This is a genomic window from Pseudochrobactrum sp. B5 (genome assembly GCF_001939785.1).
Lineage (GTDB): Bacteria > Pseudomonadota > Alphaproteobacteria > Rhizobiales > Rhizobiaceae > Pseudochrobactrum > Pseudochrobactrum saccharolyticum.
Window position 1 is genome coordinate 548,555 of the sequence record NZ_MOYL01000002.1, and the last position, 12,940, is coordinate 561,494.

Consider the following 12,940-nt stretch of genomic DNA (forward strand, 5'->3'; position numbering starts at 1 on the left):
TTTAAAATGAGGCGCTTAAAAGAAATCGAGACTCACGCGGAACATCTGTTCTACGTGCTTCACCGCATCACTTGTCGCAAACATCACTACGCGGTCATTGCGGCGAATATGCAGATCGCCATGCGGCTTAATAACTTTTCCGTCACGGTAAACCGCCCCCACCCGCAAACCGGCCGGCAGGTCGATATTGCGCAATGGCGCGCCGACTAATGGTGAAGTTTCAAGGGCTTCCGCCTCAATCAGCTCCGCCCGCCCGTCATAGACACTATGCACCGAGCGGATACGCCCGCGCCGCACCTGCTGCAAAATTTTGGAAATCGTCACATTTTTCGGGCTGACGTAAGAATCAATACCAACCGTATGGATGAATTCCTGATAGGCAGAATTATTAATCAGCACCATATTCGACTTACAGCCAAGGCGCTTGGCCATAATGCCGGACAGAATATTCGCCTGATCCTGATTGGTCAGTGCCACCATCAGATCAGCATCCTGAACTTCCGCCTCGCGCAGCAATTCCTGATCCAGCGCACTGCCGTTGAGCACAATCGTCTTATCCAGCTCATCAGCCACAAAGGCTGAACGCTCACGATTATGTTCAATGATCTTCAGCCGTGTATGCGGCTGGCGCTCTTCCATCTTTTTCGCGACATAGAGCCCGATATTACCGCCACCGGCAATGATGATCCGCCGTGCCTCAGGCTTGTCATGCCCGAACAGGCCGAGCGTACGACGCACCTGCTCTACCGTTGTCACCACATAAGCCAGATCGCCTGCAAGCAGATGATCCTCGGAATGCGGCACAAACAGCTTGTCATTACGCACCACGCCGACCACCGTTGACGGCAGATCTGGAAACAGATCGGTCAGCTGTTTCAGCGGTGTGTTGATGATCGGGCAGTCTTCCATACATTCAATGGCAAACGCGACCACTTTGTCATCGGCAAAGCGCAACACATCGGAAGCACCCGGCAAAGCGATACGACGCAGCACCATGTCGCCGACTTCCAGTTCCGGCGAGATCACCACATCGATCGGCATATTATCGCGCGAGAACATCTCCTGATACTGCTTTTGCAGATAGGTCTGCGCACGGATACGGGCAATCTTGGTCGGCACATTAAACAGCGAATGGGCAACCTGACAGGCCACCATATTGATCTCGTCGTAAAGTGTAACGGCGATAATCATATCCGCTTCATCGGCACCGGCCGCTTCCAGTACATCCGGATGCGAGCCGTGACCGACAAAACCACGCACATCAAGCAGATCACGCACGGCATGGATCAGCTTTTCCGATGTATCAATCACCGACACATCGTTATGTTCCGCAGCGAGCCGCTCAGCAATACCGAAGCCGACCTGACCGGCACCGCAGATAATGATGCGCATAATTACACTCCGAGCGACTTGAGTTTACGGTGCAGAGCGGAACGCTCCATACCCACAAACTCAGCCGTGCGTGAAATATTACCGCTGAAACGGTTGATCTGTGCGACCAGATATTCCTTTTCAAACATTTCACGCGCTTCGCGCAGCGGCAGCGCCATAATATGCTGATCGGAATCAGTCGGTGTGCGCGGCAGCGTGTCACCGATTTCCGCCGGCAGCAGATCAGCCGTTACCGGCGCATCCACATCATCGCCGCGCGCCAAAATCATCAGGCGTTCCACATTGTTACGCAGCTGACGCACATTGCCGGGCCAGCTATGGGATTGCAGAACCGCCATCGCATCATCGCTGATACGGCGCGGTTTGATACCGGCCTGTTCAGCCACCTGATTGATAAAGAAGAACACCAGTGACGGAATATCATCGCGGCGCTGTGCCAGTGGCGGTACCTGCACCGGAACAACGGCCAGACGATGGAACAGGTCTTCACGGAACAGACCTTCGGCAATCATGCCTTCAAGATTCTGCGCGGTCGAAGAAATGATACGCACATCAACCTTCACACGCTTGGTTCCGCCAACACGTTCAAACTGCTGGTCAACCAGAACACGCAAAATCTTGTTCTGGGTTTCACGCGGCATATCGGCAATTTCGTCGAGATAGAGAATACCGCCATGCGCCTCTTCCAGTGCGCCGACCTTGCGTTCCCCGCCATCCATTTCGGTGCCGAAAAGCTCGATTTCCATACGTTCCGGTGTAATAGCAGCGGCATTCACAGTCACGAAAGGCCCGTTAGCACGGCTCGACTGTCCATGAATGGCACGTGCCACCATTTCCTTACCCGAACCCGAAGGGCCGGTAATCATGATACGGCTGTTGGTCGGTGCCACGCGTTCGATGGTCTGGCGCAACTGGTTCATCGCCAGCGAATTACCCAGCAGTTCGAATGTCTCACCGGAGCGTTTGCGTAAGTTAGAAACTTCGCGCTTAAGGTTTGATGTCTCCAATGCCCGCTCTGCCACGAGGATCAGACGATCTGCCTTGAACGGCTTTTCGATGAAATCATAAGCGCCGCGACGGATAGCCGAGACAGCAGTTTCAATATTACCGTGACCGGAGATCATCACCACCGGCAGATCCGGATGCAGTTTCTTGATTTCATCCAGCAATGCCAACCCGTCCAGACGGCTGCCCTGCAACCAGATATCCAGAAAAATCAGCCGCGGCACACGATCATTGATCGCGGCCAATGCGCTGTCCGCATCAAAAGCTGTGCGGGTTTCGTGACCTTCGTCGCTTAAAATACCAGCAACCAGATCACGGATGTCCGTTTCATCATCAACGACGAGAATATCAGAAGCCATTTAATCCACCTGCCTTGTTCCCATTATCCTGCAGATTTACCACAAAGTGATCTATCCGCAGGTATTTATCATTCAGCTGCCTGCATCTGTCTGTCATGCCTGCAACTCCTCATTTGTCTGTGTCCCTGCCATTTCCGGCGGTGTTGCAGGGAAAACCATACGGATCATCGCACCTCTGCCCTGATAGAAGTCAGCCGGTGCATCATGCAGTTCCATATGCCCGCCGTGATCCTCAACGATTTTTCTGACAATAGCGAGGCCAAGGCCGGTGCCTTTTTCACGCGTTGTCATATAAGGCTCCAGCAGCCGCTGCCGGTTATCGCCGGGCAGGCCTTTGCCGTTATCAATCACATCGACAATCAGCTGATCCTTGTCCTGATAGGCTTTCAGCAGAATATGTCCGTGATAATTATCTTCATCAGTAACTGCTTCAATAGCCTCGCTGGCATTCTTGATAATGTTACCAAAAGCCTGTCCAAGCAGACGACTGTCAAAATGGCCATAAAGCGGCATTTCACTCAATTGCTGCTCAAAACTGATCTCACTGCGGCTGACTTCCACCAAGAATGCGGCTTCTTTCAGCGAATCCCGCAAATCAATGGTTTCCATTTTCGGCTTCGGCATCCGTGCAAAGGACGAGAATTCATCCACCATACGACCAATATCGCCGACCTGACGGATAATCGTTTCCACGCACTGGTCGAAAACCTCACGATCCTCGGTAATAACCTTGCCATAACGGCGGCGGATACGCTCGGCAGAAAGCTGGATCGGTGTCAGCGGGTTCTTAATTTCATGGGCGATACGCCGCGCCACATCGGCCCATGCCGTTGAGCGCTGTGCCTGTACCAGATCAGTAATATCATCAATTGTAACCACATAGGAGCGTTCATCGCCTGTGCCGTCCTCAATCGTGATCTGCACATTGAAGGTACGGGTCAGCCCGCCACGCATCATCGAGACCTGCTCGCGGTAAACCGCACGGCCGGAATCATGCGCCACTTCAAAAACCTGTCCGATTTCCGGAATATGCGTACTCAGGCTTGTGCCGATAACCTCATCCGGCTCAAGGCAGAACATCTGCTCTGCCGAGCGGTTGACGATATTAATCAGCCCAAGTGCATCCACCCCGATCACCGCGGCGGTAACACCGGACAACACAGCCTCGGAGAAGCGGCGGCGCTCATCAATCTGGTCTTTAGCGGCCAAAAGATCGGTGCGCTGGCTTTTCAGCTCGGCAACCATGTTATTGAAAGTGCCGGACAATGCGCCGAGATCACCATCGCTGGAGCGCACCGGCACGGAAATATCCAGATTACCGACAGCCACTTCATCAGCAGCGCCGATCAGCTGGCGGATTGGCCGTACCAGACGGTCTGCCACAGCAATACCTGTCCAGATCGCCGGCAGCAAAACAATCAGCATCAGGCCGAAATAGAGCAGCGCAAAGATCACCTGCGTCGGGATACGGTTCGCCTCCATATCCTGATAGCGCTTGGTGTTCGCCTCCATCAGACGCATGGAATCGAGAATTTGCGCATCAACAGCACGTACGGTGTAGAGATACACATCAGGTATCTCACGCATCTTGATAATCGCGCCAACGAAGTTGCTGGTCGGACCCGGCGGGATAATCACCGGATTGCCGTCCCGTGCTGTTTCAACCGCCTCAGACGGCGGTTGCGGCAGATTTGCGCCGCCCTGTTCGCTGCGCAAGGCGACAGAACCGTCTTCGCGTAATAATTGCGCTCCGAGCAAGCCACGACCCAGCGCCTGCAAGGTCATCAGCTGCACAAAACCGTTACGGTCGAGACTATAGAGCGTGCGTTGCGCATCCATATCCTGCAGCATGGAATAGGTGGTGCTTTGCAGGTTGCGCGCGGTTTCATTGATATAACCATTGGCAAGACTGATCGATGAATTGACGATATTGCGCGTATTGGTTTCAAACCAGCGATCCAGCCCGAGATTGAGCGTTACGCTGGCGACAATCGCCACAACAATCGCCGGAACCGCTGCAATCAGTGAGAACAGCGCCACAATGCGCACATGTAAACGCGCGGCAGCGCGGCCATGACGCCGCGCCTGTGTGATGCGGAAAATCTCGCGGATAATCAGTGCCAGCAGGCTGACGACCAGCACCACATTGATGATGATGAGCGTCAGCGTCACATGCAGATCAGGAACAATCGGCGTGACACCGATCATAATCAGAAAGGAGACAAGTGATGCAATAATCGACAGGACAACAATGATCACACCCGGCAGAGCCAGCAAACGTCTTTGTTCACTCACCCGTGCAGGCTTAAATTCGCGCAACCACTCAAGCAGACTCGTCTTATCCATTTCGTTAATCTATTATAAACCGTTGCCGTCATGCAACAGAATGTTGCACATATGCAACGTTATCGCTGTGCGAATTAAAATATAATAGCTTTATTAAAGGTCGCGAATTTCTTGGGATATAAATCTCAAAGTCATAGGTCTGCCAGCAACCGCTCCCCCCATACTTTCCGTAAATGGCACAGGTAATGACTTATTGAGCGCTTCTAAAATAGAAACCACAAAGGCCTTGGAAAGCTCATCATTATTTATTTTTTCGGTAAAAGTTGTGCGTGGCTTGCCTATGAGAGTTCCATCGCGCCGCAGAGAAAATCGCAATGTAATACTCATACCCACAGTTCCTTTCGGTGGTTGCCAGCACGCATAAAGAGCCGAAAACATTTCATTGATTGAATTCACCGGCTTACGATCATTACAACGCCTGTCTTCCGCAAAAGCAGCTACTGGAACTACAAACATAAGCGAAATCGATGCAAGCAGCAGCGTTCTTATAATACCCATAAAATATTTTCCCTATATATTATAATTACTTAAATACACCTCTTGAAATTTTTACTTTAAAAATCAAACAAATTTCCATCAACCCCTAAAAATATTGAGGTCGTGGTCGCGGATTTTTTTGCGCAGCGTATTACGGTTCAAACCCAGCAATTCTGCGGCCTTGATCTGATTGCCGGATGTGGCTGTCAGGCTTGCAGCCAGCAGCGGATATTCAATCTCGTGCAAAATCCGGTCGTATAGCCCCTGCGGCGGCAGTTCACCGTTGAAGGAGGCAAAATACTGGCGCAGATAAATCTCTGTCACCTCACGTAAGTTACTGATCTGATCCGCTTTCAGCCCTGCTTCGTCAGCCTGTAATGACGGTGGCAGATGCTGCAATTCGTGACGGATAATCTCGGCATTAATCTCATCCTGCGGATAGAGTGCTGCAAGTCTGCGCACCAGATTTTCCAGTTCGCGCACATTACCGGGCCATGTGTAATGGCGCAGCGCAGCAAAGCCCTCGGCACTGATCTGCTTCGGCGGCAGACCTTCTTTTTCCACCAGCCGAAAGAAATGCTGCACCAGATCCGGCACATCCTCACTGCGTTCACGCAATGGCGGCATACGCAGCGGTACCACATTGAGCCGGTAGTATAAATCCTCGCGGAACTGTCCTTTATGAATTGCTTTGAGCAAATCTTTATTGGTCGCGGCCACAATACGCACATCGGTTTTAATCGGCGTGCGTCCGCCAACGGTCATATATTCGCCCTGCTGGAGCACGCGCAACAGACGCGTCTGCGCTTCCATCGGCATATCACCGATTTCATCGAGAAACAGCGTACCGCCATTGGCCTGCTCAAAACGACCTGAAAAGCGCTGCTGCGCGCCGGTAAATGCCCCTTTTTCATGACCGAATAATTCAGATTCAATCAGATCACGCGGAATAGCTGCCATATTGATCGCCACAAACGGCCCGTTACGGCGGCGGCCATATTCATGCAAAGCGCGGGCAACCAGTTCCTTACCCGTACCGGACTCACCGGTAATCATCAGAGTCAAATCAGTTTGCATCATGCGTGCCAGTACACGATAGACATCCTGCATCGCCACCGAGCGACCAACGAGCGGCATATTCTCTGCCTGATCGTCCACATCCTGCTTTGCCTGCACCGGCTTTGGTTCGGACAGCGCACGACGCAGCAGGCTCACCATCTCGCTCAGGTCAAAAGGCTTTGGCAGATAATCATAGGCACCGGCTTCGGAGGCGCGGATCGCGGTCATGAAAGTATTCTGCGCACTCATCACCACTACCGGCAGATCGGGGCGCGCTTTGCGGATGCGCGGCAGAATTTCGAACACCGAACCATCCGGCATATTCACATCGCTGATAACCAGATCACCTTCGCCGCTCGTAATCAGCCCCCAAAGCGCCGCACGATTACTGGCAAGACGCACAGCATAACCTGCTCTGCTCAGCGCCTGATTAAGCACTGTGCGCATGGCTGCATCATCTTCTGCAACGATGATTACCGGTTCATTCAATGCCTCACTCCCACACATATAAATATTATATTACATGATATTAGATCGATGTTTTAATATTTAAATTTAAAGAACAGTACTGTCCTGTTTCCATATCGGCAACAGAATACGGAAAATGGTTTTTCCGGAGAAACTTTCGCATTCAATCATGCCACCATGATCGGCAATGATCTTGGCAACCAAGGGCAAGCCCAAACCGGAACCATTGGTTTTGGTGGTAATAAATGGATCAAACAGGATCGGCAGAATATCCGGTGCGACACCGCCGCCATTATCAATCACGCAATATTCCAGCGGCAGAGACAGGCGCTCGCCCGTCGCCGGTACAATCATATGCATGCCCGCTTTATAGGCAGAGGTCAGCAATATCTCACCTTTACGCCCCGAGCGCTCTTCCGGCTCAATCGCTTCGGCTGCATTTTTAATCAGGTTGAGAAATACCTGTATCAGCTGATCGCGATTGCCCCAGACACGCGGCAAAGACGGATCATAATCCTCGCGGATCGTGACATGGGATGCAAAGCCGTGGCTCGCCAGCGTTTTAACATGCCCCAGTACCGTATGCAGATTGACAGCAGAGCGCTCAATCGGACGCTCGTCGGAAAACACATTCATCCGGTCGACCAGTGCGACTATACGGTCAGCTTCATCACGGATCAGCTGTGTCAGTTCGCAGTCGGACTCATTGGCAGCATCGCGTGCCGACATTTCCAGCAATTGCGCCGCACCGCGAATACCCGAAAGTGGGTTCTTGATTTCATGCGCCAGCATTGCCGCCAGACCGGTGACAGAACGCGCCGCGCCGCGATGGCTCATCTGGCGATTGAGTTTCTCCGCCATGGCTGTCTCTTTAAACAGGATAACAACCTGATCCGGTATTTCACTGACCGGCGTTACCTGCACATCCACCATGCGCTCAGTGCCCATACGCGGCGATGACAGATCAATATGATATTCATTAACCGCTGTACCGCTTTGAATAACCTGCGTAATCAGTCCGATCAGCGGGCTTGCAGGCGGCAGAAAATAATTGAGACCATGGCGCTTCAAGATTCCCGCACTGGAGCGGAAAAACACCTCAGCCTGCGCATTCGCGTAAATAATCTGTCCCGCAGCATCCGCCATTATCACCGCTTGCGGCAATGTATTCAGCACATGATCGGACAGAGAAAATACTACAGCGTCCATCAGGCGGCATCCTTCAGGGATTTTGCCCCTGCCACCGGTGACAGGCCGGTAAAAATATCCGTGAGAATGTCTGATACTTTCTGCGCATTGCCTGAGGTCATCAGCGCCTTCTTGACGGTATCAGGGACACCCTCTGTATGGCGTTCCATATACCAGCCCAGATGTTTGCGGGCATGGCGGATACCGGTTTTCTCACCATAATGTTCCAACATGGCGTGATAATGCGCTAGAATATAATCACTTAAGTTTAGCGGCGCGGCACCATGTGGCAAACCATTCAGTTCGCTTGCGACCTGCCCCGCCAGCCAAGGCTGACCATAGGCGGCACGGCCGATCATCACCGCATCAGCGCCGGAGCGGTGCATAATTTCCTGCACATCCGCAGTACTGCCAACATCGCCATTGGCAACAAGCGGTACAGAAATTGCCTCACGCACGGCGCGGATTGCGTCCCAATCGGCATGACCGGTATAGAACTGACAGCGCGTGCGGCCATGCACGGTAATCATCTGCACACCGGCATCAACGGCACGTTGCGCCAGTTCCGGCGCATTGATTGAATTGTGATCCCATCCAAGCCGCATTTTCAGCGTTACCGGCACTTTGACAGCCTGCACAGTGGCTTCAATCAGTGTCAGCGCATAATCCAGATCGCGCATCAGCGCCGAACCGGAATAACCACCGGTCACCTTCTTGGCAGGGCAGCCCATATTGATGTCAACAATATCAGCACCTTCACCTTCAGCGATTTTGGCGGCCTCACCCATCCAATGCGCTTCACGGCCTGCGAGCTGCACCACATGGGTTTGCAGGTCACCGCGTTCCATCCGCTTACGGCTTTCAGAATGATGATTGCACAGCTCCGCACTGGCAACCATCTCAGATACAACCAGTCCTGCACCGGCCTCCCACGCCCGACGGCGAAACGGCAGATCGGATACGCCGGACATCGGCGCCAGAAATACGCGATTGCGGATTTCCACCGGTCCGATTTTCAATGGCAGGGGTGCAGTCGTCATCATCAGCCTAAAAATTATGCAATATCAAAAACGCTTAAACTTTAAGCAGATTTATAGGTTTTATCATCTTCATGCAAGAAAAAGCGGATTCGTCGCAATGCGATTAACCGATGAATCCATTATCAAAAAAACATCACTAGAGCGCCGTGCGCCCTCTTGGGCGCACAAAGGTCGCTCTAGATTCTTTAATGATCGCATTATCACTGTCGTCAAGCTGTACAAACTTGACTGTGAAATGCTCTAGCATTTCGTTTATCAAGGCGGTATTCGCTATAAACACAGGTGTGGCAGCTCGGAAAGGCTTATCTCATTCGCACAGCAGCAGTTATAGTCGCCGCAGGACGCGGAGAACGCGCCGGTCAGAGCACCGAAGGCCCTAAGCAATATCGTCGTATCGGCGGTCAGGCCGTGCTGGCGCATACTTTACGTACTTTTTTGGCCTGCGAGCAGATTTCGCCTGTGGTGGTGGTGATCCATTCCGACGATCACGATCTTTATCATGCTGCACTGCAACGCGCTGATATTGATGCCGCGCGTATCCGCCTTGTTACCGGTGGCCCGACACGGCAGGAATCCACCCGTCTCGGCCTGCTCGCTTTGTGCGAGGATGCACCGGATTATGTGATGATTCATGACGGCGTGCGCCCGTTCATCACCCAGGATCTACTCAAGCGCATCATGATTGCCCTGCACCCGCAAACCGGCGTGCTGCCTGCCCTTGCCGTGTCCGATACGCTGAAACAGGCTGGCGGCGATGCTTTGGTCACCAAAACCGTGCCGCGCGCAGGCCTTTTTGCTGCGCAGACACCGCAGAGTTTTCCCTTCGCCCCAATTCTCGATGCGCATAATGCAGCATTTGCATTGGGACGCACAGATTTCACCGATGATGCCGCCATTGCAGAATGGCAGAGCATTCCTGTTCGTGTTGTCGAAGGCTCAGCCGACAATACTAAAATTACATGGGCAAAGGATATTGAAATGGCAGATCAGCGCTTGCGTCAGGATATGGTTGCGTTTCCAGACATCCGCACGGGCAATGGTTATGACGTGCATAGTTTCGAGGCAGGCGACCATGTGTGGCTTTGCGGCGTGAAAATTCCGCACACACACAAGCTCAATGGCCACTCCGATGCCGATGTGGCGCTGCATGCGCTGACGGATGCCCTGCTCGCCACCCGCGGTGCAGGCGATATCGGTACGCATTTCCCGCCGTCTGATCCGCAGTGGAAAGGTGCTGCCTCACGGCAATTTGTTGAGTTTGCAGTTAAAACTGTGCGCGAAGCCGGTGGACGTATCGCTAACGCCGATATTACACTGATTGCCGAAGAACCGAAAATCGGCCCGCATCGTGAAGCCATGACCGCAGAACTCAGCGATATGCTTGGCGTGAGCGCCGACCGTGTTTCGGTCAAAGCCACGACCAATGAGAAAATGGGCTTTGTCGGCCGCAAGGAAGGCATTGCCTCTATCGTGACTGTCAGCGTTATCTATCCGGGTGAAGTGCCCGCATAAAGGAAGAAGATCATGAGTTTGATTGCACAACATGTTCCCCAAAAGTGGGCAGCGGTTTTGGGACAAGAACATGTGCAATAATAAATCAACAGAGCAGGCCCTCGCCGTTCTTGATGCCTGCCGCAAGGCGCAGCTCATGATTACCACTGCCGAATCCTGCACCGGCGGCATGATTGCCGCCGCACTGACCGACATAGCCGGTTCGTCCAATGTGGTGGATTGTGGTTTTGTCACCTATAGCAATGAAGCCAAAGCTTCACTGATCGGTGTTCCTCAAAGCCTGCTCCGTGATTTTGGTGCAGTGTCGAAACCTGTCGCTATTGCCATGGCTGAAGGTGCCCTGAAACATGCCCCGCAGGCCGGTATCAGCATTGCAGTCACCGGCGTTGCTGGCCCTTCGGGAGGCAGCGCTGAAAAACCTGTCGGACTGGTGCATATTGCCTGTGCGAGACAGGGTTTTGAAACCTTGCATCTGGAATGCCGCTTCGGCGACCAATCGCGCGAAGCCATCCGCTTAGCTACAGTGCAGGCCGCACTGGATTTGGTTCTGCAAAGACTGACTGAGTAATTTTAATTACTTAATCGCATTACCGGCTTCAATGCCGTAAATCTGATCGGCGCGTTTTTCAAAAGCTTCAGCAAATTTGCGGAAAGCCAGATCAAACATTGAGCCCATTACCAGACCAAGCGTGCGGCTCTTAAATTCATAATCAATGAAAAAATCCACATCGCTATGCGTACCGTCACCGACCGGTACAAATGTCCAGCGATTGTCGAGATAGCGGAACGGCCCATCAATATATTTGACTTCAATTACCCGTTCATCCGGCTTGAGCAGCACCTGTGTGGTGAATGTCTCACGGATCAGTTTGTAGCCGACAGTCATGTCGGCCACCAGTAATGTCTTGCCATCGCGCTCTTTACGCGAGCGGATGGTCAATGCTTCACACATCGGGACAAATTGCGGATAAGTTTCAACATCCGCGACGAGAGCAAACATTTGCTCCGCGCGGTGCTGAACCTGACGTGTGGCAGTAAATTGCGGCATGATCTATAAGTTTTAGTTACGGCTGGCAATCAGCGCTTCACGGGCGGCACGCAGCTTGGCAAAATCATCACCCGCATGATGCGATGAGCGTGTCAGCGGGCTGGAAGCGACCAGCAGGAAGCCTTTGGTTTTACCGATTGTGGCAAAGGACTTGAACTCGTCCGGTGTCACATAACGGATAACCGCATGGTGCTTACGGGTTGGCTGCAGATACTGACCAATGGTCATGAAATCCACATCAGCCGAGCGCAGATCATCCATCAGCTGCAGCACTTCATTGCGCTCTTCACCCAGACCAACCATGATGCCGGATTTGGTGAAAATGGTCGGATCGAGTTCTTTCACACGCTGCAACAGACGCAGGGAGTGGAAGTAACGGGCACCCGGACGCACCTTCAGATAGTTGGACGGCACTGTTTCCAGATTGTGATTGAACACATCCGGACGCGCCTTAACAACGATCTCAAGAGCACCTTCCTTACGCAGGAAGTCCGGTGTCAGAATTTCGATCGTGGTCTGCGGGCTGGCAGCACGGATTGCATGAATAACTTCAGCAAAATGCTGTGCGCCGCCATCGGCCAGATCATCGCGGTCAACGGAGGTGATAACCACATGGGTCAGCCCCATTTGCTTCACGGCCTTGGCCACATTTTCCGGCTCATTCGGGTCGAGATTGGTCGGAATACCAGTCGATACGTTACAGAACGCGCAGGCACGGGTGCAGATTTCACCCATAATCATGAATGTCGCGTGTTTCTTATCCCAGCACTCGCCGATATTCGGGCAGCCGGCTTCCTCGCATACTGTGACAAGCTTGTTAGAGCGCACAATATCGCGGGTCTCGCCATAACCGCGCGAAGTCGGAGCTTTCACGCGAATCCAGTCAGGCTTTTTCAAAAGTGCTGTGTCGGGCCGATTGGCCTTCTCAGGATGACGAAGGCGTTTTCTGTCGTCGTTAACGGTGTCCAGAAGCGTAACCATATGTCTTTCCCAAAACGGCCGTTGCGGCCTTCAGATTTCGTAACACCGGAAAGTCCGGCCAGAAT

11 protein-coding genes are annotated in these 12,940 nt (G+C 52.7%); 2 read left to right on the forward strand and 9 right to left on the reverse strand.

Going from position 1 to position 12,940, the window contains the following annotated elements:
• Positions 1–15 precede the first annotated feature (15 nt).
• The 7 genes from trkA to dusB all read right to left on the reverse strand — a co-directional run bounded on the left by trkA (position 16) and on the right by dusB (position 9,334).
• Positions 16–1,392 carry a Trk system potassium transporter TrkA gene (gene trkA / locus BKD14_RS09175; RefSeq protein ID WP_075655375.1) on the reverse strand — a complete coding sequence of 459 codons (1,377 nt, stop codon included), beginning with the start codon at positions 1,390–1,392 and terminating at the stop codon, positions 16–18.
• 2 nt (positions 1,393–1,394) lie between these two features.
• Entirely contained in the window at positions 1,395–2,756 is a 1,362-nt protein-coding gene (locus BKD14_RS09180; RefSeq protein WP_075655377.1) for a sigma-54 dependent transcriptional regulator, read from the reverse strand.
• 93 nt (positions 2,757–2,849) lie between these two features.
• Positions 2,850–5,102, reverse strand: a complete 2,253-nt coding sequence (locus BKD14_RS09185; protein WP_075655379.1) for a PAS domain-containing sensor histidine kinase — start codon at positions 5,100–5,102, stop codon at positions 2,850–2,852.
• 93 nt (positions 5,103–5,195) lie between these two features.
• Positions 5,196–5,600 carry a hypothetical protein gene (locus BKD14_RS09190; RefSeq protein ID WP_075655381.1) on the reverse strand — a complete coding sequence of 135 codons (405 nt, stop codon included), beginning with the start codon at positions 5,598–5,600 and terminating at the stop codon, positions 5,196–5,198.
• Positions 5,601–5,678: 78 nt separating this feature from the next.
• Complete coding sequence (ntrC, locus tag BKD14_RS09195; protein WP_280949116.1) at positions 5,679–7,127, reverse strand: nitrogen regulation protein NR(I); 1,449 nt, start codon at positions 7,125–7,127, stop codon at positions 5,679–5,681.
• 66 nt (positions 7,128–7,193) lie between these two features.
• Complete coding sequence (locus tag BKD14_RS09200; RefSeq protein WP_075655385.1) at positions 7,194–8,315, reverse strand: ATP-binding protein; 1,122 nt, start codon at positions 8,313–8,315, stop codon at positions 7,194–7,196.
• Positions 8,315–9,334 (reverse strand): tRNA dihydrouridine synthase DusB, encoded by a 1,020-nt coding sequence (gene dusB / locus BKD14_RS09205; protein WP_139316393.1) that lies wholly within the window; start codon positions 9,332–9,334, stop codon positions 8,315–8,317. The genes BKD14_RS09200 and dusB overlap by 1 nt, the downstream gene beginning before the upstream one ends.
• A 282-nt stretch (positions 9,335–9,616) precedes the next feature.
• Here dusB and BKD14_RS09215 point away from each other — a divergent pair, with 282 nt between their 5' ends.
• Positions 9,617–10,846 (forward strand): bifunctional 2-C-methyl-D-erythritol 4-phosphate cytidylyltransferase/2-C-methyl-D-erythritol 2,4-cyclodiphosphate synthase, encoded by a 1,230-nt coding sequence (locus tag BKD14_RS09215; protein ID WP_075655391.1) that lies wholly within the window; start codon positions 9,617–9,619, stop codon positions 10,844–10,846.
• 70 nt (positions 10,847–10,916) lie between these two features.
• Positions 10,917–11,414, forward strand: a complete 498-nt coding sequence (locus BKD14_RS09220; RefSeq protein ID WP_075655393.1) for a CinA family protein — start codon at positions 10,917–10,919, stop codon at positions 11,412–11,414.
• A gap of 6 nt (positions 11,415–11,420) precedes the next feature.
• On the opposite strand, the gene BKD14_RS09225 is transcribed toward BKD14_RS09220, so the two are convergent.
• Positions 11,421–11,894: a type II toxin-antitoxin system RatA family toxin gene (locus tag BKD14_RS09225; RefSeq protein ID WP_075655395.1), complete on the reverse strand. Its 474-nt coding sequence runs from the start codon at positions 11,892–11,894 to the stop codon at positions 11,421–11,423.
• A 12-nt stretch (positions 11,895–11,906) separates the two neighbouring features.
• Complete coding sequence (gene lipA, locus BKD14_RS09230) at positions 11,907–12,875, reverse strand: lipoyl synthase (RefSeq protein ID WP_022712365.1); 969 nt, start codon at positions 12,873–12,875, stop codon at positions 11,907–11,909.
• Positions 12,876–12,940: the final 65 nt, after the last annotated feature.

Excerpts from the sequence above, each read along its gene's own strand:
- BKD14_RS09185 (WP_075655379.1), bottom strand. The coding sequence starts at position 5,102 with ATGGATAAGACGAGTCTGCTTGAGTGGTTGCGCGAATTTAAGCCTGCA.
- BKD14_RS09225 (WP_075655395.1), bottom strand. The coding sequence starts at position 11,894 with ATGCCGCAATTTACTGCCACACGTCAGGTTCAGCACCGCGCGGAGCAA.
- BKD14_RS09200 (WP_075655385.1), bottom strand. The coding sequence starts at position 8,315 with ATGGACGCTGTAGTATTTTCTCTGTCCGATCATGTGCTGAATACATTG.
- trkA (WP_075655375.1), bottom strand. The coding sequence starts at position 1,392 with ATGCGCATCATTATCTGCGGTGCCGGTCAGGTCGGCTTCGGTATTGCT.
- BKD14_RS09190 (WP_075655381.1), bottom strand. The coding sequence starts at position 5,600 with ATGGGTATTATAAGAACGCTGCTGCTTGCATCGATTTCGCTTATGTTT.
- BKD14_RS09220 (WP_075655393.1), top strand. The coding sequence starts at position 10,917 with ATGTGCAATAATAAATCAACAGAGCAGGCCCTCGCCGTTCTTGATGCC.
- BKD14_RS09180 (WP_075655377.1), bottom strand. The coding sequence starts at position 2,756 with ATGGCTTCTGATATTCTCGTCGTTGATGATGAAACGGACATCCGTGAT.
- lipA (WP_022712365.1), bottom strand. The coding sequence starts at position 12,875 with ATGGTTACGCTTCTGGACACCGTTAACGACGACAGAAAACGCCTTCGT.
- dusB (WP_139316393.1), bottom strand. The coding sequence starts at position 9,334 with ATGACGACTGCACCCCTGCCATTGAAAATCGGACCGGTGGAAATCCGC.